The organism is Pseudomonas sp. IT-P171 (genome assembly GCF_949767765.1).
Lineage (GTDB): Bacteria > Pseudomonadota > Gammaproteobacteria > Pseudomonadales > Pseudomonadaceae > Aquipseudomonas > Aquipseudomonas fluorescens_B.
On the sequence record NZ_CATKQN010000033.1, the window covers coordinates 443,254 to 468,119 of the forward strand.

Genomic DNA, 24,866 nt, shown 5'->3' on the forward strand with positions numbered 1-24,866 from the left:
TCGCAACCTTGTGCGGCCAGCCGGTCACGTTGCGCCTGGAGAGATTGCGCAAGTCGGCAATACTGATTCGACCCTTGTTGCACAGGAGCGAGCACCATGAAGAAGGAAAGCAGCGGCGGCGAATCGGCCTCTGCGCTGATCGACACCCGAATCAAGGAATTGGATGACTGGCGGGGCGAGACGCTCGCGCGCATCCGGGCGATCATCAAGCAGGCAGACCCCGACGTGGTCGAGGAATGGAAGTGGCGAGGCGTGCCGGTGTGGTCGCATGCCGGGATCATCTGCACGGGAGAGACGTACAAGACCGCCGTGAAGATGACCTTCGCCAAGGGCGCCTCGCTGGACGATCCCTCGGGCCTCTTCAACGCCAGCCTTGAGGGAAACACCCGACGGGCGATTGATCTGCATGAGGGCGATGCGATTGATGAGCAGGCGCTCAAGGCGCTGATTCGTGCGGCAGTGGTGCTCAACACCTCCAGATGAGTTGGCCGTTTGTATCCCTAAGTATCCGCCGCGCCCACAGCTATCTTCGCTTACAAATCCATGGCGTCCACGACACGTACGGGATACACGGCGGCGGCCTAATGAGGGCACCACAACGGTATAACCGGAGAAACGCCATGTACCGCATCAATGCTCGTCACGCTGTCAAAATGCTCGGTGTCGCTGTTGTCACCACCGCCGCACTCGCTGCGTTCTCCGGCGTGTCTCAGGCCGAAGAAGTGAAAGCCCCTGCAAAAAGCTGGCAGACAGGGATTCATCGCACCGATCTTCTGAAAAAGGATCTCGACGTCGACGGTCGCGAAGTGATCCAGGTTCGGGTTGATATTGATCCGGGCGTCTCGTCACCCAACCACTCCCATCCAGGCGTGGAAGTGGCTTATGTCATCGACGGCACGTTCGAATATCAACTGGAAGGGCAGCCTCCGGTCACGCTGAAGGCCGGTGACTCGCTGTACATCCCGGCTGGCGTCGCGCATATCGCGAAGAACGTCGGGACAAAAACCGGCTCCGAACTGGCGACGTACATCGTGAAGAAAGGCGAACCGCTGGTTGTGATCAAACAGTAAGACCCGCTGAATCCGCAAGAGCCAACACATCCCTCTGTAGGAGCAGCCTGCGGCAGCTCCTACAGAGGTTTTGTGGTGGGTTGAGGAGGGCGGTCGATTGCTGGTGGTCGAGTCGGCGCTACACAAAGCGCAACCACGATCAGCCCCAGCGCTACCGCGAAGGTGACCCGCATTCCGTGGGCTACGGCTTCGGGTTGCGCGGTGGCGATGTCGGCTGCCTGCGAGACAAGGGCGAACACGGCGCCCAGCGCGGAGGCTCCGGTGATGAGTCCGAGATTGCGCGACAGGTTGAGCATGCCCGAGACAACACCGCGCTGGTCTGGCGCAACATCGGTCATGACCGTGGTGTTGTTGGCCGTCTGGAAGACCGCATAGCCGAGTGTGATGACCACCATAGGCACAACGTAACCGCCGATGCCGATTGTCCGTGGCAACACCGACAGTGCAAGGCAGCCGACGGCCATCGCGATCAGCCCGGCGACCGTCATCCGTTGTGCGCCGAAACGGTCGGCGATCCGGCCAGCGGGCACCCCCGTCAACGCCGCGACACACGGCCCGACCGCCAGCACCAGTCCCACCACAACCGCTTCCAGTCCAAGTCCATGGGCGAGGTAAAACGGCCCGACCACGAGCGTCGCCATCATCACCGTCGCCACCAGCGTGCTCATCGCCAGGCTGCCGCTCAGCACCGGGTTGCGAAACATCGCCAGTCGAATCAACGGCGAAGCGACTCGTGTCTCGACGAACGCGAAGAGCCCCACGCCGACCCCCGCGGCCAACAGCAAACCCATATTGAACAGCCCGAAATGGCCGCGGCCGAGGGTCATGGCCAGCGCATACGCCGCCAACGTCAGCGCCAACACCAGGGTGCCCCACATGTCGAAACGGGCACGCCCGGTGGCTGGCCTCTGGCTGTCGGCGGGTAGATAAAGACGTGCGAGCAGCAACGTCATCAGGCCCAAGGGCACGGTGACAAGGAAGAGCGCCCGCCAGCCGAAACCGGCAATCAGCAGACCGCCGAGCGACGGTCCCATCGCGGTGCCAATCGCCGACATCGTTCCGAGCAAACCCATGGCACTGCCGGTTTTGTCCTTCGCTACCGTTTCGCCGACGAAGGCCATGGTCAGCGCCATCATGATCGCCGCGCTGAGCCCTTGCAGGGCCCTGGCGCCAATCAACATGCCCAGTGTCGGAGCACAAGCGCACAGTGCCGAGGCCAGGGTGAACACGCCGATGCCGCCGAGCAGCAAGCGTCGACGCCCGATCAGGTCACCGAGCCGACCGACGCTGACGATCAGCGTGGTGATCGCCAGCAGATAAGCAATGACGATCCACTGCACTTCCTGGAACGTCGCGTTGAACACCTGCGCCAGCGTCGGCAACCCCACATTGGCGATGCTGGTGCCGAGCGACGACAGCAGCATCGACAGCGACAGGCTGATCAGCGCCCAACGCACGGAGGGTGTCTGTGGTGCGTTGTCTACGAGGGCAATAGTCGGCTTCATTCTGTCTCTCTTGATCTGGCACTCCCAAAGCGGAGCTGTCAGAAATCTACGCCAGCACCTAACATGGCGGAAGGCGCATGCTTTGCACTTTATTCGTGCGTTCAACGCCATCTCACTTTGTCGCGGGGCGAGCCATGTCCAATCCTGATTTCAATCTGCTGATCACCCTTGATGTGCTGCTCGCCGAGGGCAGCGTGGCGCGTGCGGCGAAACGCTTGCGGTTGAGCCCTTCGGCGATGAGTCGGGCGTTGGCGCGCTTGCGTGAAACCACGGGCGATCCGTTGCTGGTCAGGGCCGGGCGAGGGCTCGTCGCCACGCCGCGGGCGCTGGAACTGCGCGAGCGGGTCAGCCAGCTAGTGCAGGACGCCGAGGCGGTGTTGCGTCCGGCGCAGCAGCCTGACTTGAAACAACTGGTGCGCACTTTCACGTTGCGCACCAGCGAGGGGTTTGTGGAGAACTTCGGCGCGCCGCTCATTGAACGCCTCGTCGAACAAGCGCCTGGCGTGCGTCTGTGCTTCATGCACAAACCTGACAAGGACAGCACGTCGCTGCGTGACGGGAGCGTTGATCTGGAAACCGGTGTGGTGGGGAGGGCCGCCGGGCCCGAGCTGCGTACGCAGGGTTTGTTTCGCGACCGTTTTATCGCCGTGGTGCGTACGGGGCACCCGCTAAGCCAGGGCGAGATCACCCCGGAACGCTACGCGGCGGGCGGCCACATCAGTGTTTCGCGGCGTGGGCTCGACAAGGGGCCGGTCGATGAAGCGCTGGTGACGTTGCAACTGGAGCGGCAGATCGTGACCATCGTTGCCGGTTTCTCCACTGCGTTGGCGCTCGCCCGCGCCACTGACTTGATCGCTACCGTTCCTGAGCGGCACACCGAAAACCTGCGGGCGGGCATGCACAGCTTTGCGCTGCCGTTTTCCTTGGCGGAATTCACCGTCGCCATGCTTTGGCACCCCCGGCTGGATGCCGATCCGGTGCACCGATGGTTACGCGGGTGTGTTCGTGAGGTTTGTGCGCAATAGCGCGTTCTTCAAATGGAAAATGGACTCAAGTGGCGCTGATGAGGAAGCCATGTGTTCCCTATGGAGCCTGAACTTCCCTCAGGCCGACGTGCCGGCCGATGCACGGATGGCACTGATGGGCCGTACTCAAAAAGTGAACGAACGGGAGGAATGTTGGGCCAGTTCGGCATCCAGCAGGTGCTCGGCCAGCACATCATTCAAAAAGCGGAACTGATCGTTGAGCCCGACTACTTCGTTGCTGAAGTGGTTGGCGGCGGCCGGCATCAGCAGCGCTTCGAAATTCTTGTCGAACACCAGCGACAGCACTTTGCGCGAAACGACCTGCTGCGAGTAGTAGTTGTTGCCGAACACCGGAAAGCTCACGGCGAGGGTGACGGTGTGGATCATGATGTGCGCTCCTCGGTCAGGACGTACCACGAAAAAACGGTCAGCGTGAAGGCTGTCAGGGCCAGGCAGGTCAGCAGATGGATCAACATGATTTTGCCCCTCCGGTTCGGGGTTCTGTGTCGGGTTGAGGTTGATCCTACGCTGACGGTTCACGAGCGGAAGGCATTCGCGGCGATGGTGAATATCGACGGAAGTGATGGTCGGTTTTTGTGGTGTTCTTGAGTGCCTCATGGCGGACTTGCCAGCGATGAGGCACTCAGCAACACCATCAACCGCAGAGCAGGCCCTCACCGACGCCTATACTCAAATCAGGGTGCCTTAACCCCCGAATAACCTGTTCACGGGAAGACTGTAGGACATGCGATCTTGAACCTGCGTTCGCTGATCGTCGCCGTGCTGCTGGTGTTGGCGGGATGCGCCATGCCTGCGCGCGCCCCGGCACCAGCGCCGCCGGTGATCATTTCCCAGAGCACCTGGCAGCAGGTAGATCGGGACATCATCGCCGCGTCCCGGTCCGCCACCGAACAGGCAAGAATCTACTCCCGTGGCGCCATGGATTACTGGCGCACCCGCGTCTATCAACTCACCGAAGAAAATTTCATTCCCTGGTTCAGCAGCTACTGGACCCAGGAATGGCTGTCGATGAAGGTCAGCTGGTACTCCCTCAGCGCAAAGGGCGAGCAGGATGCTTCGTCCAAGCGCCTGGCAGCCTATCTGCTGGAGCAATACCAGAAACGTGTGCTGGCCCCGGTCGCGGTCGAGATTGATCCCGACCAGATCCTCGGCCTGGCCACGGTGTTCTACGTGGATATTCTTCAGGAAGAACTGCAAAAAATCTCCCAGCGCCACGGCGTCCCCATGGCCCAGCTCAATGGCCGTATCCAGAAAATCCCGGCCATCGCCCTGGGTCCGCCGCCCGCACGGGATGCGACGCTGTACCAGGTCGTGCACACCCAGCCGCTGAACACGTTGCCGGCTTACGCGGCGCTGATCGACAAGATCCACAAGGCCGGCGGTAGCAAGGGCGTTGATTCGACCGACACCGCCATGGCACCCGTGGCCAAGCGCGCGAGCCAGCGGATGGAAGCCGAAATGGCCCCGCGCGGTGCCGCCAGCGCGGTGTCCGCAGCGGCGGGCAAGCTCGCAGGAGGCTTGATTACTCTGGGCGTGGCGGGGATTCGCGCGTTGATTCAGGCCAGCGACCGGCCGGACAGCGAGGCGCTGATTCGCAGCAGTCTGGGCAATACGTTCGACAAAGCCTGGATAAAAATGGTGCAGAACCCGACCACTGGTGTGATGGCGGGGACGTTGTACATGGCCAGTCAGATCGAGGGCAATCTGGCGGGGAGTGCCGAAGTACCGTCGGTCGGTTCGGACGGCGACACGGTCGATTGGAGTCCGCCCCAACCGACTAACCCGCAGAACGACCCATAACCCAAGGAGAACGACCATGTCCTACGTTGATGGCTTCCTCGCCGCCGTACCCACCGCCAACCGCGAAAAATTCAAGAAACACGCCGAAACCGCTGCGGCCATTTTCAAGGAAAGCGGCGCGCTGAGCCTCGCCGAATGCTGGGGTGACGATGTGCCCGACGGCAAGGTGACGTCGTTTCCGCTGGCGGTGAAACTCAAGGAAGACGAAACCGTCGTGTTTTCCTGGATCATCTGGCCGGACAAGGCAACCCGAGACGCCGGGATGGAAAAACTCATGAACGATCCGCGCATGCAGCCGGACGTCAATCCGATGCCGTTCGATGGGCAGCGCCTGGTGTTCGGTGGTTTTGAAATGATCGTGAAGGCTTGAGCATCAATCACGGGATCACTCCGACGCGGGGGTGATCCTGCAACTTTTTCGATTTTGGATCTCGCTGTCCGTCGGTCGCTCCCTGACGAATTCGAAACGCGGTTCACCTTCGCTATAGTGAACCAGCCAGCCCCATTCCAGTTCTGACTCATCCTGACCCGGTTGCGGTGGCATGGCCCACCATGGCTCTTTGCTGATGATTTCTCGCATGGCCCCGTCCCGTAGATTCGGTTGGTTCAACTATAACGTGCATGTCAGGAGGTGCCAGGTGTGAGCGACGAAACCCCGGAGCCGGTCAAACGGCTGTTTTTCGCGTTGAGCTGCCCGCCCGAGCAACGCAAGGCCATCGCCCAGTGGCGCAGTGCGCTGCAATTGCGCCTTGGGCGCCCGGTGCCGGCGGAAAACTTTCACCTGACGTTGCTGTTTCTGGGCGCGGTTGGCGTAGCGCAGATTGCCGAGATCTGCGTGGCGGCGGCGAAGGTGCGTGTTCCCGGTGTGGCGTTGCGAGTGGCGCTGGATCGGCTGGATGTCTGGCGCAGGGCAGGGGTGCTGGTTCTCGCGCCGGAGCAAGCGCCGCCGGAGTTGTTGCGGCTGGTGTATGCGCTGGAGCAGGCGATGTTGCCGTTCGGTTTTGAGGAGACGCCGAAGGAGTTCCGGCCACACCTGACGTTGATGCGCGACTATCGGGCGCCGGTGCCTGAATCGGCTACGCCGCCGGAGTTTTTTCTGCGGGCGGACCGGTTCGTCTTGTTTGAATCCCACAAGGGCCGCTATCGGGCGCTGGCCGAATGGCCGTTGGTTCCGGCATAAAAAAGGCGCCCGAGGAGGGCGCCAAATTCACCTGAACCGAGGAAGCCAGGTGAGGCCGTTCGTCAGAGAGGAGTGCAGCGGTGGTAAGGCGCTGCGTGAACGGAAAACGAGTGATCATCCCGGATCAAACTGTGGGAGCGGGCTTGCTCCGGGGTGATCACAAATATTTTTTACTTCCCGAGCTTCACCCGCGTCCAGCCCCGGGTCATCACCCGCTGAACCCCGATCGGCATGTCAGGAATCGCATACAACGTCGCCATCACGGCCAGCGGTGGATACGAGCCCGGATCATTGCGAATCGCTTCATCCACCAACGGCGTCGCCGCTGCGTTGGCGTTGCTGTAGCCGATGTTGTTGGTGATCTCGGCGATGATGTCCGGGCGCATCAGGAAGTTCATGAACAGGTAGGCGTTCTCGACGTTCGCCGCATCCCGCGGGATCGCGACCATGTCGTAGAAACTGCCGGCGCCTTCTTTCGGAATGCTGTAGTCGATCTTCACCTTGTCGCCCGCTTCCTGCGCGCGGGCCTTGGCTTGCAACACGTCGCCGGAGTAACCGACCGCCACGCAAATGTTGCCGTTGGCCAGGTCGGAGATGTACTTCGACGAATGGAAGTACGCCACCGACGGCCGGATCTTCATGAACAGCGCTTCCGCTTCGGCGATCTGCGCCTTGTCCTGCGAGTTCACCGGGTAACCCAGATAGTGCAAAGCCGCGGGCAGCATCTCGGTCGGCGAATCGAGGAAACTGATGCCGCAGGCTTTCAGTTTTTCCGCGTTTTCCGGTTTGAACAGCAAGTCCCAGGAGTTGGTCGGGGCGTTGGCGCCGAGCACTTCCTTGACCTTCTGCGGGTTGAAACCAATGCCGATCGAGCCCCACATGTACGGGAAGGCGTGAGCGTTATCCGGGTCGCTGGCAGATGCGTTTTTCAGCAGGACCGGGTTGAGGTTTTTCCAGTTCGGCAGCTTCGACTTGTCCAGTTCCTGATAGACGCCGGCCTTGACCTGCTTGGCCAGGAAGCTGTTGGACGGCACGACGATGTCGTAGCCGGATTTGCCCGCGAGCAGGCGTGCCTCAAGGGTTTCATTGCTGTCGAATACATCGTAGGTCACGCGGATGCCGGTCTCGTCTTCGAATTTCTTGACGGTGTCCGGGGCGATGTAATCGGACCAGTTGTAGACGCGCAGAACCTTGTCATTGGCCTGGGCGCCAGTGGCCATTGCGCCCATTAAGGACAGTGTCAGCAGAGTCCTGCCAAACATTTTCATCGGTACAACTCCAATTCTCTTTTTATTCAAAATCACACAGCAAAAATGCAGTGAACATAAAACCTTTGCAGCAAACCCAAAACCCGTGGAGTCAACACAAAACCTGTGGAGTAAACAAAACTCCTGTGCGAGGGAGCTTGCTCCCGCTTGAGTGCGTAGCACTCACAAAATTGGCAGGGTTTCCGGATTTTTCGGGGTCGCTTTGCAACCCAGCGCGAGCAAGCTCGCTCGCCACAGGTTTGGTGTTCACTGACCGCTTCAGCAACGGCACTAAACCGTCGCTTCTACCATTTGCTTTTTCGGTTGCTGCCACGATTCGTTGGCGGTCTGGTCCATCGCTTCCTGGATCGCCCGTTTACGGCTGGCTTCGGCGCGGCGGCTGAAGTACCAGACCATGAACGTCACGATCGAAACGGCGAGCAGAATCAGGCTGGCCACGGCGTTGATCTCAGGCTTCACACCCAGGCGCACCGCCGAGAACACTTCCATTGGCAGGGTCGTCGACCCCGGCCCCGACACGAAGCTCGCCAACACCAAATCGTCGAGCGACAGGGCAAACGACATCATGCCGCCGGCCGCCAGTGACGGCGCGATCATGGGGATGGTGATCAGGAAAAACACCTTGAACGGCTTCGCCCCGAGGTCCATGGCGGCTTCTTCGATGGACAGGTCCAGCTCGCGAAGGCGGGCGGACACGACCACCGCGACGTAGGCGGCACAGAAGGTGGTGTGGGCGATCCAGATAGTGACGATGCCGCGTTCCTGTGGCCAGCCGATCAGCTGCGCCATGGCCACGAACAGCAGCAACAGCGACAGACCGGTGATCACTTCCGGCATCACCAACGGCGCGGTGACCAGGCCACCAAACAACGTCCTGCCCTTGAAGCGCGTCACGCGAGTCAGCACAAACGCCGCCAACGTCCCCAGTGCCACTGCGGCAATCGCGGTGTAGCAGGCGATTTCCAGCGAGCGCACCACCGAGCCCATCAATTGGGTGTTGTCGAGCAGGCCGGCATACCACTTGAACGACCAGCCGCCCCACACCGTCACCAGTTTCGAAGCGTTGAACGAGTAGATGACCAGGATCAGCATCGGCAGGTAGATAAACGACAGGCCGAAAATCAGCATGAACTTTGAAAATCCGAAGCGTTTCATCCCCGTGCCTCCATCTCTTTGGCCTGGCTGCGGTTGAACAGCAGAATCGGCACAATCAGGATCAACAGCATCACCACCGCCAGGGCAGACGCCACCGGCCAGTCGCGGTTGTTGAAGAACTCTTGCCACAGCACGCGACCGATCATCAGGGTTTCCGGGCCGCCCAGCAGTTCCGGAATCACGAACTCACCGACCACCGGAATGAACACCAGCATGCAACCGGCGATGATTCCGTTCTTGGCCAGCGGCACGGTGATTTTCCAGAAGTTGTTGAAGTTGCTCGAACCCAGGTCGGAACCCGCTTCCAGCAAGCTCTGATCGTGCTTGACCAGGTTGGCGTACAGCGGCAACACCATGAACGGCAAGTAGGCATACACCACCCCGATGTACACGGCCGTGTTGGTGTTGAGGATCTCGATCGGGTGATCGGTCAGCCCGGTCCACATCAGAAACGCGTTGAGCAAACCGTTGTTGCTGAGGATGCCCATCCACGCGTAAACGCGGATCAGGATCGCGGTCCAGGTCGGCATCATGATCAACAGCAGCAAGACGTTCTGCGCTTCCTTGCTCGCTTTAGTGATCGCGTAGGCCATCGGGAAGCCGATCACCAGGCACATCAGCGTGCTGAAAAACGCGACCTTCAATGAGCCGAAGTAAGCCGAGATGTACAACTCATCCTCGGTCAGCAGCAAGTAGTTGCCGACGTTGAGGAACAGCTGGAATTTCTGTTCGGCGAAGGTGTAGATCTCGGAGTAAGGAGGAATGGCCAGCGCCGCTTCCGAGAAGCTGATCTTCATCACCAGGAAGAACGGCAACAGGAAAAACAGGCACAGCCACAGGAAAGGAATCCCGATGACGAGCTTTCGACCACTCGGCATCAGCCGCATGAACTGCTGATTGAGTGTTTTCATGAGCGCAGTACCACGCCGCTGTCGTCTTCCCACCACACGTAGACCTTGTCGTCCCAGGTCGGACGCGCGCCACGGCGTTCGGCGTTGGCCATGAACGACTGCACGACTTTGCCGCCGGGCAATTCGACGTAGAACACCGAGTGACCGCCGAGGTAGGCGATGTCATGCACCTTGCCCTGGGACCAGTTGTAGCGGCTTTCGGGCTGGGTGGTGCTGACCAGCATTTTCTCCGGACGGATCGCATAGGTGATCGATTTGTCCTGCACCGACGTGCTGACGCCGTGACCGACGTAGATCTTCTGTTCCAGATCCTTGCTGTGAATGATCGCGTGCCCTTCAAGGTCTTCCACGACCGTGCCTTCGAAGGCGTTCACGTTGCCGATGAACTCGCAGACCATTCGGCTGACCGGGGCTTCATAGATGTCGACCGGGCTGCCGATCTGGGCGATCCAGCCCAGGTGCATGATCGCGATGCGCTGGGCCATGGTCATGGCCTCTTCCTGATCGTGAGTCACCATCACGCAGGTCACGCCGACGCGCTCGATGATTTCCACCAGCTCGAGCTGCATTTGCGAACGCAGTTTTTTATCCAGTGCGCCCATCGGCTCATCGAGCAGCAACAACTTTGGACGCTTGGCCAGGGAGCGGGCGAGGGCCACACGTTGACGCTGGCCGCCGGACAGTTGATGCGGCTTGCGTTTGGCGTATTGGGTCATGTGCACCAGGCGCAGCATTTCTTCCACGCGGGCGTCGATTTCACTGGCGGGCAAACGGTCCTGCTTCAGGCCGAAGGCGATGTTTTGCGCCACAGTCATGTGCGGGAACAGGGCGTACGACTGGAACATCATATTGATCGGCCGTTCGTACGGCGGCATGTCGGTGATGTCCACGCCATCGAGCAGAATCCGCCCTTCGGTCGGGCGCTCGAAGCCGGCGAGCATGCGCAGCAGCGTCGATTTGCCGGAACCGGAACCGCCGAGCAGGGCGAAGATTTCCCCTTGATGAATCTCAAGCGAGACATCGTCCACTGCGGTGGTTTCGTCGAATTTCTTGGTGACGCGGTCGACTTTCACCAGCACCTTTTTCGGTGACGGGTGACCTTCAAGAGCCTTCCTGTAAATGCTGGAGGCGTTTGCCATGTGAAACTCCCAACAGGTTTCAGTCGTCGGGCCAACGCGGCCTGACTTAATAGTTGATTGCAAGCCAGCACTGGGCGGGCTTATTCGGCGCCGCCGTCCTGGCTGCCTGGGTCGTACTTGTTGTTATTGCAGTGTGTTGTTTTCGCGAGTCACGGACGTGCAAAGGCACGCCCGCCAAACTCGCGGGGGCAGTAAATGGGTTTTTTGGGTCAGCGGGTTTTACGCAGCGCGGCCCGTCGCCGGCATGCATCGCCGAACGCCTGGAAAATACTCAAATAGGGCGGATTCGAAAGTACCTGCCATTCCGGGTGCCATTGCACGCCGACGGCGAAGGCCGGGCTGTGGTCCACCGAAATCGCCTCGATCAGGCCGTCCGGCGCAATCGCTTCGGCGCGCAGGCCGGGCGCGAGGCGGTCGATGCCCTGGCTGTGAATCGAATTGACCATGAACTCGGCCGGCAACTCCAGCGCTTGGAACACGCCACCCGGTTGCACTGTCACCGCATGTGCCGGAGCGTATTGCACCGCCAGCTCGGGGCTGTCCGCTTCTCGGTGATCGAGCATGCCCGGCAGTTCATGCACCTTCTGATGCAGGCTGCCGCCAAACGCCACGTTCATTTCCTGGAAGCCGCGGCAGATGCCGAGCACCGGAACGCCCGCCGCAATGGCTGCACGCAATAAGGGAAGGGTGGTGGCGTCCCGCGCTGGATCGTGATCCGTGCCGGGAGCGCTGGCCTGGCCTTGATAGTGGAAGGGTTCCACATTCGACGGCGAGCCGGTGAGCAACAGGCCGTCGAGCTGCGATAGCAGGTCATCGATTTCGGTCAGTTCGCCCAAGGAAGGAATGACGACGGGCAGCCCCAAAGCCGCGACGCTGACAGCACGCAAGTACTTGTCGCCGCTGACATGGTAGGGGTGCAGGCCACTCTGTTTGACGCACGCTGTAACGCCGATCAATGGCTTGAATGCCATTTTTATCACCTCGAAGTTTCACACTTGAACGAGCTTTTCCGGAGCTTAGCCTTGTTGATTTTAATTAACAACTCTCATGTAAAAAATTCTAAACGCCGCACGTCCGATCGCTAGTCTTTGCGCGGCGTTCAAGGTTCATCTGGCACTCTCGTGCCCGAAAAAGGCCCGAAAATAACGGATGAGAGGCCGGGTGTTCGCTATTGACTTCACTTTGCCGTTCGGGTTGACTGGGCTCGCAACAAGGTAGTGAACATAATAATTAACAGCTAATAGGTGCATCATGTCGGTCCCTCTGCGTACCGTTCAACTCAACGAAGCAAACGCATTCCTTAAGAAATATCCTGAGGTTTTGTACGTCGACCTTCTGATTGCGGATATGAACGGTGTGGTGCGCGGCAAGCGCATCGAACGCACCAGTCTTCATAAGGTTTACGAAAAAGGCATCAACCTCCCGGCGTCGCTGTTTGCCCTGGACATCAACGGTTCTACGGTGGAAAGCACCGGCCTGGGTCTGGACATCGGTGACTCGGATCGGATCTGCTACCCCATCCCTGGCACCCTGAGCATCGAGCCATGGCAGAAGCGCCCGACCGCTCAGTTGCTGATGACCATGCACGAACTGGAGGGCGAGGCGTTCTTCGCTGACCCGCGTGAAGTGCTGGCCAATGTGGTGCGCAAGTTCGACGAACTTGGCCTGACCATCTGCGCCGCGTTCGAACTCGAGTTCTACCTGATCGACCAGGACAACGTGAACGGTCGTCCGCAGTCGCCGCGTTCGCCGGTATCGGGCAAGCGTCCGGTGTCGACTCAGGTGTACCTGATCGACGACCTCGACGAATACGTCGATTGCCTGCAAGACATCCTCGAAGGCGCGAAAGAGCAGGGCATTCCTGCCGACGCCATCGTCAAGGAAAGCGCCCCGGCGCAATTCGAAGTGAACCTGCATCACGTCAATGACCCGATCAAGGCCTGCGACTACGCGGTGTTGCTCAAGCGTCTGGTGAAGAACATCGCCTACGACCACGAGATGGACACCACGTTTATGGCCAAGCCGTACCCGGGCCAGGCGGGCAACGGTTTGCACGTGCACATTTCGATTCTCGACAAAGAAGGCAACAACATCTTCGCCAGCGAGGATCCCGAGCAGAACGCCGCGCTGCGACACGCGATCGGCGGTGTGCTCGAGACCCTGCCGGCGCAGATGGCGTTCCTCTGCCCGAACGTCAACTCGTACCGCCGTTTCGGCGCGCAGTTCTACGTGCCGAACTCGCCGAGCTGGGGCATCGACAACCGCACCGTCGCGGTCCGTGTGCCGACCGGTTCGCCGGACTCGGTGCGCATCGAACACCGCGTTGCCGGTGCGGATGCCAACCCGTACTTGCTGATGGCCTCGGTGCTGGCCGGTATTCACCACGGCCTGACCAACCAGATCGAGCCGGGTGCTCCGGTGGAAGGCAACAGTTACGAGCAAAACGAACAAAGCCTGCCGAACAACCTGCGCGATGCGCTGCGCGAACTGGACGACAGCGAAGTCATGGCCAAATACATCGACCCGCTGTACATCGACGTATTCGTGGCGTGCAAGGAAAGCGAGCTGGCCGAGTTCGAGAACTCCATCTCGGACCTTGAGTACAACTGGTATCTGCACACCGTTTGATGGGCTGACATTCAACCTGTGGCGAGGGAGCTTGCTCCCGCTGGAGGCCGAAGGACTCCCTTTTGGGGTCGCTTCGCAACCCAGCGGGAGCAAGCTCCCTCGCCACAGGGTACTTATCGCTCATCCCATCGGTTAACACGACCCCCTATTCCTCTGCGTCGAGTCACAACAATGACAAACACTCGCAGCGACTGGGAACAACGCTTCCAGTCCCTGACCATCGAAAGCCGCGCCTTCATCGATGGCCAATACCGCGCCGCCCTCAGCGGTGACACCTTCGAATGCATCAGCCCGGTCGACGGCCGTTTCCTGGCCAACGTTGCCAGCACCGACGAAACCGACGCCAACGAAGCCGTGGCCGTCGCGCGCCGCACCTTCGAATCCGGCATCTGGGCGCGTTTGGCGCCCGCAGAGCGAAAGCGCATTTTGATTCGCTTCGCGGATTTGATCCTGGCCAACCAGGAAGAACTCGCCCTGCTCGAAACCCTCGACATGGGCAAACCGATCAACGATTCGATGAACATCGACATCCCGGCGACCGCCAACGCGATCCGCTGGAGCGCCGAAGCCATCGACAAGATCTACGACGAAGTCGCCGCCACGCCGCACGATCAACTCGGCCTCATCACCCGCGAACCCGCCGGTGTGGTCGCCGCCATCGTGCCGTGGAACTTCCCGTTGATCATGGCCAGCTGGAAGTTCGCCCCGGCCCTGGCGGCGGGCAACTCGTTTATCTTGAAGCCTTCGGAAAAGTCGCCACTGACCGCGATCCGCATCGCTCAGCTGGCGCTGGACGCCGGCATTCCGAAAGGGGTGTTCAACGTCTTGCCGGGCTACGGCCACACCGTCGGCAAGGCGCTGGCGTTGCACATGGACGTCGACGTACTGGCCTTCACCGGCTCGACCGCGATTGCCAAGCAACTGCTGATCTACGCCGGCCAAAGCAACATGAAACGCGTCTGGCTCGAAGCCGGGGGGAAGAGCCCGAACGTGGTGTTCGCCGACGCGCCGGACCTGCGCGCGGCAGCACAAGCAGCGGCCAGCGGGATCGCCTTCAACCAGGGCGAAGTCTGCACCGCCGGTTCGCGGTTGCTGGTCGAGCGTTCGATTCGCGAGCAGTTCATTCCGCTACTGGTGGAAGCGCTGCAAGCCTGGAAACCGGGGCATGCTCTCGATCCGCAAACCACCGTCGGCGCGGTCGTCGATCAGCGTCAACTGGAAAACGTGCTGCGCTATATCCAGGTCGGCAAAGACCAGGGCGCGCAACTGATCGCGGGCGGCAGCCGCACCCTTGAGGCCACCGGTGGCCTGTACGTGGAACCGGCGATTTTCGACGGCGTGACCAACGCCATGACCATCGCCCGTGAAGAAATCTTCGGTCCGGTGCTGTCGCTGATCACCTTCGACACCGAGGAAGAAGCCTTGGCCATCGCCAACGACAGCATCTTCGGCCTGGCTGCAGGCGTCTGGACCAGCAACTTGAGCAAGGCCCACACCTTCGCCCGCGGCTTGCGCGCCGGCAGCGTCTGGGTCAACCAATACGACGGCGGCGACATGACCGCGCCGTTCGGCGGGTACAAGCAGTCGGGTAACGGTCGGGACAAATCGCTGCACGCGTTCGACAAATACACCGAACTCAAAGCGACCTGGATCAAGCTTTAACACTTCTACAACGGCGGTCGCCGGCACATGACGGTGGCCATCGGAGAAACCTATGAAACAAACAACACATGTAAACAGCTACTACGCCGCCACCCGCAACTTCACCGGCGACTTCCCGGTGCTGGAGCAAGCGGTGGACTGCGACGTCTGCATCATCGGCGCCGGCTACACCGGTTTGTCCTCGGCGCTGTTCCTTGCCGAAGCCGGCTACAGCGTGACCGTGCTCGAAGCCGCCAAAGTCGGGTTCGGTGCCAGCGGTCGCAACGGCGGCCAACTGGTCAATTCCTACAGCCGCGACGTCGATGTCATCGAAGAACGCTATGGTGACAAGACCGCCGAAGTGCTCGGCAGCATGATCTTCGAAGGCGCCGACATCATCCGTCAGCGCATACAGCACTACGACATCCAGTGCGACTACAAGCCGGGTGGCATCTTCGCCGCGCTGAACAAAAAGCAGCTCAAAGGCCTGGCCGAACAAAAAAGCAGCTGGGAACGCTACGGCAACAAGAACCTGAAAATGCTCGACGCGGCTGACATCAAGCGCGAAGTCGGTTGCGACAACTACGTCGGCGGCCTGCTCGACATGCAGGGCGGCCACATCCACCCGCTGAACCTGGCCCTCGGCGAAGCCTCGGCCATCATCGGCCTGGGCGGCAAAATCTACGAACAATCGGCGGCGGTGGAAATCACCTACGGCGAACCGATCACCGTGCGCACCGCCAAAGGCCTGGTCCGTGCCAAATACCTGTTGATCGCCGGTAACGCCTACCTGCCGCAGGGTCTCGACAATCGTGTGACCAGCAAAAGCATGCCGTGCGGCTCGCAAATTGTCGTCACCGAACCGTTGTCGGAAAAGGTTGCGCGCAGCCTGATCAAAAACAACTACTGCGTTGAAGACTGCAATTACCTGCTCGACTACTACCGCCTCACCGCCGACAACCGCCTGCTGTACGGCGGCGGCGTGGTCTACGGCGCCCGTGAACCGGACGACATCGAGCAACTGATCAAACCGAAAATCCTCAAGACCTTCCCGCAACTGAAGGACGTGAAGATCGATTACCGCTGGACCGGCAACTTCCTGCTGACCATGTCGCGCATGCCGCAATTCGGCCGCATCGAGAAAAACGCCTACTACATGCAAGGCTACAGCGGCCACGGCGTCACCTGCTCGCACTTGGCCGGCAAACTGATCTCGGAAATGATCCGCGGCGACGCCGAACGCTTCGACGCCTTCGCATCCTTGCCGCATATGCCGATGATCGGCGGCCGCACCTTCCAGGCCCCGCTCACCGCCATGGGCGCCGCTTATTACGCGCTGCGCGATCGGTTCGGCATCTAAGCCTGGCTCCCTCGCCACACGATCTAAATGTCCCTGTGGCGAGGGAGCTTGCTCACGCTGGGGCGCGAAGTGTCCCGCGCTTTGGCTTTTTATTCGGCCATTCATCGAACCTGCTGAGCAACACCAGCAAACGTGATTTAATACCCGCCTTTCACAATCCTGGGACAGGGAAGCGGTACTTTCGCGGCCAAAAGTCGCCCGCCATCCACCCCCATAACCCTTAAGTTTTCCTCGCATAAGGCTGTCATGGACACGGGCTCACGACTCAAATTAGTACGCGAAAGCTACAAACTCTCCCAGCGCGAGCTGGCCCGGCGTAGCGGCGTCACCAATGCCACCATCTCCCTGATCGAACAGAATCGCGTCAGTCCCTCCGTCAGCTCCCTGAAAAAACTGCTCGAAGGCATACCGATGTCTTTGGCGGATTTCTTTACCTTCGATCAGCCGCCGCGTGAGCACCAATACGTGTTCCGCGCCAATGAACAACCGGATCTTGGGCGTCATGGGCTGCGGTTGTTGCTGATTGGCGCTTCGGTGCCGAGTCGGCAGATGCGGCTTTTGCGGGAGCAGTACGCGCCGGGGGCGAGTTCGGGGGAAGAGCCGATTGTGCACTCGGAAGGGGAGGAGTGTGGGTTGGTTACGAGGGGCACTGTCGAGCTGACAGTTGATGGGCAGGTCAGTGTGCTCAACGCGGGTGACGGCTACTACTTTCCGACGACGTTGCCGCACAAGTTTCGCAATATTGGGGCGGACGAAGCGGAAATCATTAGCGCGAATACACCGGCTAACTTCTGATTTCACCAGGGCTTGATTGCTGTACCCCTAATGGATCGTGTGCGTATGGATGCTCGAACGTTGCGCTACTACCTCCGGGCATGGCCGATGGTCTTTGCCAGTTCAGGTTTTTACTCTGTGATATTGGTGGCGGGGCTGAAGCAAATTTTTGGTGTGGGTGACGCGTATCTCAAGACGGTGGGACTTGCCTCTTTCGTGGTCTTTTGCATTTTCGGCGTGTATTACCTTGCGCCGAGGTTGAAACGGATTGAGTTCGGCGAAGAGGAGCGGTACACGAGTGTGTGGGGGGCGAGGGTAGGGGTTATCGTCGGGGCTTCGATTGGGACCGTTCTCAGTGTTCCGTTCATTGATAAAATCGGGTTTTTGAGTGAGCTGCCGCGGTGGCTTGCGGTAAGTATGCTGTTTGTTGTCTTCGCAATGGCGGTCTTTGTTTTTAGCCACTATGTCTGGAAACCCGGTCGCAGACATTGATTAGCATCGTGACCGTTACACACTCTGCCAGATAAAAGGACTTAACCTCGTGACCACGCCACGCATCCGCGCCCTCGCACTTTGCGTCTTCCACCACGATGGCAAGATACTCGTCAACGAAAGTCGCGACCCCATCACTGAAAAGCCATTTTTCCGTCCGATCGGTGGCGGAATCGAATTCGGTGAAACCAGTGCACAAGCCATTGTGCGAGAAGTTCAGGAAGAACTCGGTTTTCCCATCACCGATGTTCACTTGCTTGGCACTCTTGAAAGCCTCTTTACGTATAACGGCATACCAGGGCACGAAATCGTGCAGGTCTACGATGCGAAGTTCGTGGATGCCAGCGTCTATGCGTTGCCGCACTTGGACGCTCAAGAAAGCGATGGCGCAGTTTTCGTCGCGAAGTGGCTCCCGTGGGCAAGTTTTACTGAGGACGGGCCGCTGGTTCCTGATGGGCTTTATGAGCTGCTGAAGAAAGTCGCACTGTCGAATTGAGCCACAACCAGCCGCTTTAGGCTGGAACAGGCTTGCTCACATCTTTGGCTGCCGCAACGTTGGACTTCGGTTTACCGGCAGCAGGCCGAGCAGCGGATTTTCCGGGCACAGGTCTGGGCTTGCTGGGGGCTACGGCTGGCGCCGCTATCGGGCGTACGGTGAGTTCCAGACCAATCGCTGTCATCAGCTTCCTGATTGTCTCAAAGCGCATTTTCGTTCCGCCTTTAAGCACCTTATAAAGGCTTTCGCGGTTGACCCCTGCTTCCTGAGCGACTTTGTTTACGCCAATAGCTTTTGCAACTTCACTCAGCGCATGAACCAGCGCCGTGTCACCCGCCTTCATGCTTTCAGCAATGTAAGCAGCCATTACTTCCGGGCTGTCGAGGAAGCGGGAAGCTTCGTGACGACTTGTGCCAGAAGTATCGAGATTGAGGATGGGCATATCCTCGGGATTGAATGTCGTTTCGCTCATGTCATTTACCTTTCATGGCATCGAGTATCTGTTTAGCTCGTTTGATGCCTCGCGCCTGATCCGTTTTATCGCTTCCAGTAAGCATCGTGTAGTCGGTCATCCCGGTGCGCACAAAGTAGATTCTGTAGCCAGGACCCACAAAAACACGCATTTCGCTCATACCGCCGCCCACCGCTTCGCAATCTCCAAAATGGCCGTCTTTGGCGCGGTCCAAGCGGCTCAAGATAGCCGCCTTTCCGAGGGCGTCCGTCACATCACCCAGCCATTTATCAAATTCGGGCGTGTTGTGAATGTTGATTTCTCTCTTTTCGATCATAGTCCTGGTTGTAGCCTGCTGGCTACTCCTTGCTGATGAAAAGCTCTGTGCAGGTCGAAATGACCTCTTGCACAACGCCCAGTTGAGGATTTATGAGGCAAGAAAAACCCGCCTTAACGCGCAATGTTGTTCACTTAAGAGTGTCTTGAATCAAAGGAAACTTGTGGCGAGGGAGCTTGCTCCCGCTTGAGTGCGTAGCACTCACAAAACTCGGCAATAGTTGTCAGATTTTTGGGGCCGCTACGCAGCCCAGCGCGAGCAAGCTCGCTCGCCACAGAGGTATGCACGATCCAAGAGCGCGCTTAAGTGAACAGCATTGCGCCTTAACGCGGGTTTTTTGTATGAAATTCGTTCATTGATCTTTGGATGCTTCAAACCCACGCTGCTCAATCACCCGAAACACATCACCGACATCCCGGAGCAGGATCAAAGCGATGTTGGTGACGGTGTTGATGTCGTTTTCGGCGTAGTCCGGCAGGCTGGTGCAGGCCATGAGGTTGAGGTATTTGAGGACGGCGTTGAGGCGTTCGCTGACGCAGTTGTGCAGTTCGCGGATGGGGGCGTCGCTGTCGATGAGGAGGACGGGGTAGTCGGTGGCGAATTGGGACATGGGGCTGAAGCGGTGCGGCGGATGCTGAGTGTTCATGGATGTAGTCCGGAAAAGATGAATCAAAATTGCCATTACTGGTTAACCGACGGAGGTCGGCTACGCGGGCCTGGCGGTCTTTGGTGTCTCCTCTTTTGGGCTGCGAATCCCGGTCACCGACAATGGCGGCGACGAAGGAAACTATAAGCTGCGATTTTGGCGCTCTCAACCGGGCTGTAGGACGCTTTCGCGTTTGTTGTGACAAGGCTGAATGCCACTTTTTAGGGCTTGTCGTGGTGATTCGGGCTGTGTGGAGTGTCGTGGGAAATGGGGTGCAGGGTTTGGGGCCGCTTCGCAGCCCAACGGGGATAAATCCCCTCACCACAAAGGGTGAATTCCTACGAGATTTTCGGACTTCCGTTTTGAAGTTGAGTGGCCAGAAATGACAAAGCCCCAATCATTGGGGCTTTGTCATTTCAAACTGTGGCATCGCTATTGCGGATCCCCCGACATCATTGTCTAGCCTGCGGCGAATGCGGATTGGGATTGGTGTGTTTCGGGCCGGCCAATGCCCACGCGATCAGCCCGAACAGCGGTACAAACACAATCACCACCATCCATACGAGTTTGTTGCTCGATTTGCCTTCGGCTTTGCGCACTTTGTTGATTGCCCAAAGCTCGACCAGCACAAGAACGGCGGCGAGTACGATCCAGATGGTTTCGGTTTGCATAAGTTGCCCTCCTGATGGTCTTTCAGTTAGGTGGGCAGGGGGCAGTGGGGTTCATTAAATTTTGAGGTTTTGTGGGGGAGGGAGGTGGGCGCACTTTTGCGCCCGCCTGCGATTCCTCTATACCGCGTCGCCAATCATTTCGATGATCCGCGTCCGGGTAGCGTTTGAGGTTGCTCGCGTAGTCCAGGAACAGGTCGAGCTGGATGTCCTTGTTGCCCGGACGCTCCATTAGTGGAGATCTTCGGTGTGGTTGCTAAGCGGGCTCAACTCTTGACCTCCTGGTTCCTGCCGTAGACATCTTCCAGACGCTTGATATCGTCCTCGCCCAGGTAGCTGCCGGTCTGCACTTCGATCACTTCCAACGGGATTTTTCCGGGGTTGGCCAGGCGATGTACCGATGCGATCGGGAGGTAGGTGGACTGGTTTTCAGTGAGCAGGAAGACCTTGTCGTTGCACGTTACCTGGGCGGTGCCGGAGACCACGATCCAGTGTTCGGCACGGTGGTGATGCATTTGCAGGGACAGTTGCGCGCCAGGTTTGACGGTGATGTGCTTGACCTGGTGGCGGATGCCGTTGTCCACCGAGTGGTAACTGCCCCAGGGGCGATACACCGCGCAGTTGTTCTGGGTTTCCGAGCGGTGTTGGGCGTCGAGCGCATTCACCAGTTTTTTCACGTCTTGCACGGTGTCGCGGTGCGCGACCATCAGTGCGTCCTCGGTTTCTATCACGACCAGATTTTCCACCCCGAGCAGGGTTACCAGCTTGCTGTTGCCATGCACATAGCAACTGCGGCTGTTGTAGCTGACGACATCGCCCTTGAGCACATTTCCATCGGCGTCCTTGTCGTGCACATCCCATAGCGAGGACCAGCAACCGACATCACTCCAGCCAGCGCTGAGCGGGACAACCCAGGCACGATTGGTGCGTTCCATCACCGCGTAGTCGATGGAGTTGTCCGGGCAGCATTCGAAGGTGGCCCGATCGATGCTGGTCACGCCTTCGCTGCTCGGGCTGCGCTCCAGGGCGAGCACGCAGTTCTCGTAAATGTCCGGTTCGTGAGTGCGCAGTTCGTCGAGGTAGCGGCTGGCACGGAACAGGAACATGCCGCTGTTCCAGAAGTATTCGCCGGAGCGAACAAATTCGGCGGCGGTCTGCGCGTCGGGTTTCTCGATAAATTGCTCGACCTTGAAAGCACTGGCGCCGGCATCACTGCAGTCGGCCTTGATATAGCCGAAGCCGGTCTCCGGGCGCGTCGCCGGAATGCCGAAAAGCACGAGGTTGCCTTTGAGCGCTTCTTCCTGTGCGTTTGCCAGTGTGGCGCGCAGGGCGGGGACGTCGCTGATCACATGGTCGGCAGGCAGTACCAGCATGAGCTCGTCGCGGCCTTCGGCAATCAGCTTGAGGGCCGCCAGCGCCACCGCCGGTGCAGTGTTGCGGCCGAAGGGCTCGAGCAGGATCGCTTGCGGCGTGCAGCCGATGGCGGCGAGTTGTTCATTGACGATAAAGCGGTGTTCCACATTGCAGACCACGATCGGCTTGCCGATGCCATCGAACGACAGGCGCTGCAAGGTTTGCTGAAACAGTGATCCTTCGCCGGCCAGGCTCAGGAATTGTTTGGGGTACAACTTGCGCGACAGTGGCCACAACCGCGAACCACTGCCGCCGGACAGAATGACTGGAATCATTTTTTTACCTCCCGCACCTTCATCACTCGGTATGAAGGCGCTTCGCAGAGCGAAGGACTGCCTTCCATTATTTGAAACACAAGCTCAATTCAGAGTGGCCGCATCGGCAGATGCCTTTATTCTTTCTGGTCGGCAAACAGCTGGGTGATGTCGCCACCCAGGCGGTAGTTTTTCATCGGTTCGACCGATTGGCGCCAGCGGTTGGTTGCCGCCGAGCAGGCGTACAGCGCGCAGTAGGGTTCCAGCCAGGCAAACTTGCCATCCTCGTTAAGGTCTTCAAGTTCCTGTTTGTGGCCGGTCTTGCGTTCAAACACGCCTGGATCCTTGATGCCTTCTTCCACCCGCGCCGCCAGACGCCGCATGGCGCCTTGGTTTTCTTCGCGCAGGTCGACGCCGTTGGCTTGGGCGAAGGAGGCGATCATCATCAGCGGTCCCATCGCGTAGTTGTGGTAAGCCAGTGCGCGGGTGTCGCGGCCCAGTTCGTTGGGCAGATAGCCGTCTGCATCAACCTGGGAAGCGCCGATGCGAAATTGCGCAACCGACCAGTCGAACAGATCGCGTCGATCGACCACCACCGAGGCCGCCATGACGGACCATGCCGCCCAATACTGGTGGTTGTTGAGCCGGTCCAGCGGCTGGTCGCGCCAGTCGCGCACCACCTGTTCGGCAACCTTGCCGATCCAGGCTTCGATCGGCCGGGTCTGCGCTTCGCGGCCTCTCAGTGGCTGGGAGCGCGAGTATTTGAGCCGCAGATAAGCCGAGGAAACACTGCCCACCGCCCATTTGCGCATCGACTTGCCGGTGTGGGTGTAAGTGGTGCTCAGCAGCGCCTGCGCCTTGGCCCAGTCGCCGAGCCAGCTCAGGGTGCAGTCCACATGGCCGGCGCGGCCTTGCCGCAAATAGGCGGCGACCTGTTTGTTGACGCCTTTTTCCAGATCGTTGATATCGCCCGACATCTCTTTGTAGCGTTTGTTGGATTCGGCGTTGAGCTGATCCCGTGCCTTGCCCGAGCCTTCGTATTTGCTGGGGATCAACAGGTCACCGGTATAGGGTTTGGGCGTCGCCGGACAGTCCGGCGCGTCGCCTTTTTTTTCTATGGCCTGCGCGTAATAGCCCTGCGGCGGGCGTAGTTGCGCGCACGCCTGCACGATCGGCCCCATCAGAATGAGGGCCATGCCAACGGCGGCCCAGCGTGCCTGACGCATCAGTTTTCCTCCCTCTGCGCGGTGCGCAGGGACGGTGCCGCGGTGATGGCGGGTTTGACACACAGGCGGGTCGACAGCGACGTGGCGTTCATTCCCGGCGGTGGCTGTACGTCCATGGACAGAAACGTCTGGTCGTCCCAGTCGCCGTCGCCACGCAGCTCGAAGGCGAAGCGGCCCTGGGTATTGACCGTCGGCGAGCGGCTCAAGCTGATGTTTTCCTGGCGACCGTTCATGTAGGTCAGGGTCGCGTTCATCATGTGCACGCCGGGATCGGCGAACCTGAGGTCGACCTGATAACGATTGCCCTTGATCGGATACACATTGCCGCCACCGCCGTTGAACAACACCTGATTGCGCCCGCTGTGCAGGTTCGCCTGGCTTCTGAGCAGCGGCGTCTGGTTTTCGCAGCCATCGCTCAGCGCCGCCATCGCCTGCCGGTAGAAGCTGGGTTTGCCGAGGCTGTCGAGGTTGTCGGTTTCCCATACCAGCACCGCCGGCGGGTCTTTCTGGAAGTCGTCGCCGAGCAGGTAGGCGATCAACGAATCATCGTAGCCACCGCCCGGGACGCTGAAGTTGCGGACTGGTGTCTCCAGGTACTGTTCGAGGAAACCGGCGAAGTTGAACAGCTCGCCGCTGGCGCTGGTGCCGATCAAGGCGACCTTGGCGGGGCCTTTGGCGGTGCCTTCGGCCCGGGTTTGATAACGGGTGACATACTGCGCCGCATAGCCGTTGCCGCAGATTTGCGCGGCGGCTTTTTGCAACGTACCCGAGCGCCCCAGAAGCCCCGCCGTCTGGCTGGTGAAGGTCTGGTGCGGCAGCGCCTTGAGCACATCGTTGCCCTTGAGCGTCTGGGCCACCAACCGGGCACTGCGTTCGGCGCCATAGGGCGTCCAGTTGTGGTCGCCCTTGAAGTAGAAGGGCTGACCGGCTGGCTGGGGCGCACCCAGCAGGTTGCTGAAGTCGGCGACCTGAATGCCCAGCTCGCGCACGCGGTCCAGCGTCAGCACGTAGTTCTGCCGGGCCCGTGCCTGATCGAAGCTGGCCAGTTCCAGCGGCGTCAGGCGGTCGGCGTGCAGCAAGCCGCGGCTGGGTGGCATCACCAGCACCAGTTCGACTCCGCGTTGGGCGAGCCCGTCGCGCAGGCGCTTGAGGGCTCTGTAACCATTTTCATCGAGGCCGAAGTCAGTGCGGAAATCGCTACGGGTGCGAAAGAGCCATTGGTCCTTGGCCTCCACCAGGGTCGCGTAGTTTTTCAGCTCCGGTTGCTCGTAAAAGGTCGCCTGTGCCGCTTGCGGGCACAGCTGGCAGCAAGCCTCGGCCGTGTACTGCGGCTGCGCCTGTGCCCCCATCGACATGGACAGCAAGGTCACAGCGGCAAATCCATGAAGGGTGTTCATCGGCAGGCT

The 24,866-nt window shown here is 59.7% G+C and carries 27 protein-coding genes; 12 read left to right on the forward strand and 15 right to left on the reverse strand.

Going from position 1 to position 24,866, the window contains the following annotated elements; translation table 11 throughout:
* The first annotated feature begins 96 nt into the window (after positions 1-96).
* Together ACM6I5_RS19565 and ACM6I5_RS19570 are read left to right on the forward strand one after the other, a co-directional pair.
* Positions 97-483, forward strand: a complete 387-nt coding sequence (locus ACM6I5_RS19565) for a DUF1801 domain-containing protein (protein ID WP_414884455.1) — start codon at positions 97-99, stop codon at positions 481-483.
* Between the two features lie 137 nt (positions 484-620).
* Positions 621-1,070 carry a cupin domain-containing protein gene (locus ACM6I5_RS19570; protein ID WP_414884456.1) on the forward strand — a complete coding sequence of 150 codons (450 nt, stop codon included), beginning with the start codon at positions 621-623 and terminating at the stop codon, positions 1,068-1,070.
* A gap of 59 nt (positions 1,071-1,129) precedes the next feature.
* Here the strand turns inward: ACM6I5_RS19570 and ACM6I5_RS19575 are convergent, their stop codons facing one another.
* A complete protein-coding gene (locus tag ACM6I5_RS19575; RefSeq protein ID WP_414884457.1) occupies positions 1,130-2,575 on the reverse strand; it encodes an MFS transporter in 1,446 nt (481 codons plus the stop codon).
* 134 nt (positions 2,576-2,709) lie between these two features.
* Here ACM6I5_RS19575 and ACM6I5_RS19580 point away from each other — a divergent pair, with 134 nt between their 5' ends.
* On the forward strand, positions 2,710-3,600 hold the full coding sequence (locus ACM6I5_RS19580; protein WP_414879027.1) for a LysR family transcriptional regulator: 891 nt from the start codon (positions 2,710-2,712) through the stop codon (positions 3,598-3,600).
* A 126-nt stretch (positions 3,601-3,726) separates the two neighbouring features.
* On the opposite strand, the gene ACM6I5_RS19585 is transcribed toward ACM6I5_RS19580, so the two are convergent.
* The gene (locus tag ACM6I5_RS19585) at positions 3,727-3,987 is read right to left on the reverse strand and encodes a hypothetical protein (RefSeq protein WP_084322841.1); all 261 of its coding nucleotides are present in this window, start codon (positions 3,985-3,987) and stop codon (positions 3,727-3,729) included.
* 366 nt (positions 3,988-4,353) lie between these two features.
* Between ACM6I5_RS19585 and ACM6I5_RS19590 the strand changes: the two genes are divergently transcribed.
* Positions 4,354-5,421 carry a hypothetical protein gene (locus ACM6I5_RS19590; protein ID WP_414879026.1) on the forward strand — a complete coding sequence of 356 codons (1,068 nt, stop codon included), beginning with the start codon at positions 4,354-4,356 and terminating at the stop codon, positions 5,419-5,421.
* 16 nt (positions 5,422-5,437) lie between these two features.
* On the forward strand, positions 5,438-5,791 hold the full coding sequence (locus ACM6I5_RS19595; RefSeq protein ID WP_017338185.1) for a DUF1428 domain-containing protein: 354 nt from the start codon (positions 5,438-5,440) through the stop codon (positions 5,789-5,791).
* Positions 5,792-5,806: 15 nt separating this feature from the next.
* Here the strand turns inward: ACM6I5_RS19595 and ACM6I5_RS19600 are convergent, their stop codons facing one another.
* Positions 5,807-6,001, reverse strand: coding sequence for a hypothetical protein (locus ACM6I5_RS19600; protein WP_017338186.1), 195 nt, complete (start codon positions 5,999-6,001; stop codon positions 5,807-5,809).
* Positions 6,002-6,061: 60 nt separating this feature from the next.
* Between ACM6I5_RS19600 and thpR the strand changes: the two genes are divergently transcribed.
* Positions 6,062-6,601 carry an RNA 2',3'-cyclic phosphodiesterase gene (thpR, locus tag ACM6I5_RS19605; protein WP_414879025.1) on the forward strand — a complete coding sequence of 180 codons (540 nt, stop codon included), beginning with the start codon at positions 6,062-6,064 and terminating at the stop codon, positions 6,599-6,601.
* A 170-nt stretch (positions 6,602-6,771) separates the two neighbouring features.
* Here the strand turns inward: thpR and ACM6I5_RS19610 are convergent, their stop codons facing one another.
* From ACM6I5_RS19610 to ACM6I5_RS19630, 5 genes are all read right to left on the reverse strand, one after another.
* Positions 6,772-7,869: a polyamine ABC transporter substrate-binding protein gene (locus ACM6I5_RS19610; protein WP_017338188.1), complete on the reverse strand. Its 1,098-nt coding sequence runs from the start codon at positions 7,867-7,869 to the stop codon at positions 6,772-6,774.
* A 270-nt stretch (positions 7,870-8,139) separates the two neighbouring features.
* Positions 8,140-9,024 carry an ABC transporter permease subunit gene (locus ACM6I5_RS19615; protein WP_017338189.1) on the reverse strand — a complete coding sequence of 295 codons (885 nt, stop codon included), beginning with the start codon at positions 9,022-9,024 and terminating at the stop codon, positions 8,140-8,142.
* On the reverse strand, positions 9,021-9,902 hold the full coding sequence (locus tag ACM6I5_RS19620) for an ABC transporter permease subunit (RefSeq protein WP_162491080.1): 882 nt from the start codon (positions 9,900-9,902) through the stop codon (positions 9,021-9,023). The genes ACM6I5_RS19615 and ACM6I5_RS19620 overlap by 4 nt, the downstream gene beginning before the upstream one ends.
* Before the next feature lie 29 nt (positions 9,903-9,931).
* Complete coding sequence (locus ACM6I5_RS19625) at positions 9,932-11,074, reverse strand: ABC transporter ATP-binding protein (RefSeq protein WP_017338191.1); 1,143 nt, start codon at positions 11,072-11,074, stop codon at positions 9,932-9,934.
* Between the two features lie 209 nt (positions 11,075-11,283).
* Entirely contained in the window at positions 11,284-12,045 is a 762-nt protein-coding gene (locus tag ACM6I5_RS19630) for a gamma-glutamyl-gamma-aminobutyrate hydrolase family protein (protein ID WP_414884458.1), read from the reverse strand.
* A 280-nt stretch (positions 12,046-12,325) separates the two neighbouring features.
* On the opposite strand from ACM6I5_RS19630, the gene ACM6I5_RS19635 reads away from it, so the two are divergent.
* The 6 genes from ACM6I5_RS19635 to ACM6I5_RS19660 all read left to right on the forward strand — a co-directional run bounded on the left by ACM6I5_RS19635 (position 12,326) and on the right by ACM6I5_RS19660 (position 18,465).
* Positions 12,326-13,702, forward strand: a complete 1,377-nt coding sequence (locus ACM6I5_RS19635) for a glutamine synthetase family protein (protein WP_017338193.1) — start codon at positions 12,326-12,328, stop codon at positions 13,700-13,702.
* 171 nt (positions 13,703-13,873) lie between these two features.
* Complete coding sequence (locus ACM6I5_RS19640; protein ID WP_414884459.1) at positions 13,874-15,364, forward strand: aldehyde dehydrogenase; 1,491 nt, start codon at positions 13,874-13,876, stop codon at positions 15,362-15,364.
* Between the two features lie 52 nt (positions 15,365-15,416).
* Positions 15,417-16,703 (forward strand): NAD(P)/FAD-dependent oxidoreductase, encoded by a 1,287-nt coding sequence (locus ACM6I5_RS19645; RefSeq protein WP_017338195.1) that lies wholly within the window; start codon positions 15,417-15,419, stop codon positions 16,701-16,703.
* A 246-nt stretch (positions 16,704-16,949) separates the two neighbouring features.
* Complete coding sequence (locus ACM6I5_RS19650; protein ID WP_095136571.1) at positions 16,950-17,498, forward strand: cupin domain-containing protein; 549 nt, start codon at positions 16,950-16,952, stop codon at positions 17,496-17,498.
* 45 nt (positions 17,499-17,543) lie between these two features.
* Positions 17,544-17,969, forward strand: coding sequence for a hypothetical protein (locus ACM6I5_RS19655; RefSeq protein WP_017338197.1), 426 nt, complete (start codon positions 17,544-17,546; stop codon positions 17,967-17,969).
* A gap of 49 nt (positions 17,970-18,018) precedes the next feature.
* Positions 18,019-18,465 (forward strand): NUDIX hydrolase, encoded by a 447-nt coding sequence (locus ACM6I5_RS19660; RefSeq protein ID WP_414884460.1) that lies wholly within the window; start codon positions 18,019-18,021, stop codon positions 18,463-18,465.
* A gap of 16 nt (positions 18,466-18,481) precedes the next feature.
* Here the strand turns inward: ACM6I5_RS19660 and ACM6I5_RS19665 are convergent, their stop codons facing one another.
* The 7 genes from ACM6I5_RS19665 to ACM6I5_RS19695 all read right to left on the reverse strand — a co-directional run bounded on the left by ACM6I5_RS19665 (position 18,482) and on the right by ACM6I5_RS19695 (position 24,857).
* Positions 18,482-18,937, reverse strand: a complete 456-nt coding sequence (locus tag ACM6I5_RS19665) for an addiction module antidote protein (RefSeq protein WP_414884461.1) — start codon at positions 18,935-18,937, stop codon at positions 18,482-18,484.
* Between the two features lies 1 nt (position 18,938).
* On the reverse strand, positions 18,939-19,253 hold the full coding sequence (locus tag ACM6I5_RS19670; protein WP_414884462.1) for a type II toxin-antitoxin system RelE/ParE family toxin: 315 nt from the start codon (positions 19,251-19,253) through the stop codon (positions 18,939-18,941).
* A gap of 352 nt (positions 19,254-19,605) precedes the next feature.
* Positions 19,606-19,899, reverse strand: coding sequence for a fructose-bisphosphate aldolase (locus ACM6I5_RS19675; RefSeq protein ID WP_414884463.1), 294 nt, complete (start codon positions 19,897-19,899; stop codon positions 19,606-19,608).
* A 452-nt stretch (positions 19,900-20,351) separates the two neighbouring features.
* Positions 20,352-20,570, reverse strand: a complete 219-nt coding sequence (locus ACM6I5_RS19680; protein ID WP_017338202.1) for a PLD nuclease N-terminal domain-containing protein — start codon at positions 20,568-20,570, stop codon at positions 20,352-20,354.
* Between the two features lie 263 nt (positions 20,571-20,833).
* The gene (locus ACM6I5_RS19685; protein ID WP_414884464.1) at positions 20,834-22,255 is read right to left on the reverse strand and encodes a mannose-1-phosphate guanylyltransferase/mannose-6-phosphate isomerase; all 1,422 of its coding nucleotides are present in this window, start codon (positions 22,253-22,255) and stop codon (positions 20,834-20,836) included.
* A 116-nt stretch (positions 22,256-22,371) separates the two neighbouring features.
* Positions 22,372-23,460, reverse strand: coding sequence for a mannuronate-specific alginate lyase (locus tag ACM6I5_RS19690; RefSeq protein ID WP_414884465.1), 1,089 nt, complete (start codon positions 23,458-23,460; stop codon positions 22,372-22,374).
* Positions 23,460-24,857 (reverse strand): alginate O-acetyltransferase AlgX-related protein, encoded by a 1,398-nt coding sequence (locus ACM6I5_RS19695; protein ID WP_414884466.1) that lies wholly within the window; start codon positions 24,855-24,857, stop codon positions 23,460-23,462. The genes ACM6I5_RS19690 and ACM6I5_RS19695 overlap by 1 nt, the downstream gene beginning before the upstream one ends.
* Positions 24,858-24,866: the final 9 nt, after the last annotated feature.

What these genes read in the sequence shown, in the direction of transcription:
- ACM6I5_RS19565 (WP_414884455.1), top strand. Translation starts at nt 97, where the DNA reads ATGAAGAAGGAAAGCAGCGGCGGCGAATCGGCCTCTGCGCTGATCGAC.
- ACM6I5_RS19570 (WP_414884456.1), top strand. Translation starts at nt 621, where the DNA reads ATGTACCGCATCAATGCTCGTCACGCTGTCAAAATGCTCGGTGTCGCT.
- ACM6I5_RS19575 (WP_414884457.1), bottom strand. Translation starts at nt 2,575, where the DNA reads ATGAAGCCGACTATTGCCCTCGTAGACAACGCACCACAGACACCCTCC.
- ACM6I5_RS19580 (WP_414879027.1), top strand. Translation starts at nt 2,710, where the DNA reads ATGTCCAATCCTGATTTCAATCTGCTGATCACCCTTGATGTGCTGCTC.
- ACM6I5_RS19585 (WP_084322841.1), bottom strand. Translation starts at nt 3,987, where the DNA reads ATGATCCACACCGTCACCCTCGCCGTGAGCTTTCCGGTGTTCGGCAAC.
- ACM6I5_RS19595 (WP_017338185.1), top strand. Translation starts at nt 5,438, where the DNA reads ATGTCCTACGTTGATGGCTTCCTCGCCGCCGTACCCACCGCCAACCGC.
- ACM6I5_RS19600 (WP_017338186.1), bottom strand. Translation starts at nt 6,001, where the DNA reads ATGCGAGAAATCATCAGCAAAGAGCCATGGTGGGCCATGCCACCGCAA.
- ACM6I5_RS19610 (WP_017338188.1), bottom strand. Translation starts at nt 7,869, where the DNA reads ATGAAAATGTTTGGCAGGACTCTGCTGACACTGTCCTTAATGGGCGCA.
- ACM6I5_RS19615 (WP_017338189.1), bottom strand. Translation starts at nt 9,024, where the DNA reads ATGAAACGCTTCGGATTTTCAAAGTTCATGCTGATTTTCGGCCTGTCG.
- ACM6I5_RS19620 (WP_162491080.1), bottom strand. Translation starts at nt 9,902, where the DNA reads ATGCCGAGTGGTCGAAAGCTCGTCATCGGGATTCCTTTCCTGTGGCTG.
- ACM6I5_RS19625 (WP_017338191.1), bottom strand. Translation starts at nt 11,074, where the DNA reads ATGGCAAACGCCTCCAGCATTTACAGGAAGGCTCTTGAAGGTCACCCG.
- ACM6I5_RS19630 (WP_414884458.1), bottom strand. Translation starts at nt 12,045, where the DNA reads ATGGCATTCAAGCCATTGATCGGCGTTACAGCGTGCGTCAAACAGAGT.
- ACM6I5_RS19635 (WP_017338193.1), top strand. Translation starts at nt 12,326, where the DNA reads ATGTCGGTCCCTCTGCGTACCGTTCAACTCAACGAAGCAAACGCATTC.
- ACM6I5_RS19640 (WP_414884459.1), top strand. Translation starts at nt 13,874, where the DNA reads ATGACAAACACTCGCAGCGACTGGGAACAACGCTTCCAGTCCCTGACC.
- ACM6I5_RS19645 (WP_017338195.1), top strand. Translation starts at nt 15,417, where the DNA reads ATGAAACAAACAACACATGTAAACAGCTACTACGCCGCCACCCGCAAC.
- ACM6I5_RS19650 (WP_095136571.1), top strand. Translation starts at nt 16,950, where the DNA reads ATGGACACGGGCTCACGACTCAAATTAGTACGCGAAAGCTACAAACTC.
- ACM6I5_RS19655 (WP_017338197.1), top strand. Translation starts at nt 17,544, where the DNA reads ATGGATGCTCGAACGTTGCGCTACTACCTCCGGGCATGGCCGATGGTC.
- ACM6I5_RS19665 (WP_414884461.1), bottom strand. Translation starts at nt 18,937, where the DNA reads ATGAGCGAAACGACATTCAATCCCGAGGATATGCCCATCCTCAATCTC.
- ACM6I5_RS19670 (WP_414884462.1), bottom strand. Translation starts at nt 19,253, where the DNA reads ATGATCGAAAAGAGAGAAATCAACATTCACAACACGCCCGAATTTGAT.
- ACM6I5_RS19675 (WP_414884463.1), bottom strand. Translation starts at nt 19,899, where the DNA reads ATGAACACTCAGCATCCGCCGCACCGCTTCAGCCCCATGTCCCAATTC.
- ACM6I5_RS19680 (WP_017338202.1), bottom strand. Translation starts at nt 20,570, where the DNA reads ATGCAAACCGAAACCATCTGGATCGTACTCGCCGCCGTTCTTGTGCTG.
- ACM6I5_RS19685 (WP_414884464.1), bottom strand. Translation starts at nt 22,255, where the DNA reads ATGATTCCAGTCATTCTGTCCGGCGGCAGTGGTTCGCGGTTGTGGCCA.
- ACM6I5_RS19690 (WP_414884465.1), bottom strand. Translation starts at nt 23,460, where the DNA reads ATGCGTCAGGCACGCTGGGCCGCCGTTGGCATGGCCCTCATTCTGATG.
- ACM6I5_RS19695 (WP_414884466.1), bottom strand. Translation starts at nt 24,857, where the DNA reads ATGAACACCCTTCATGGATTTGCCGCTGTGACCTTGCTGTCCATGTCG.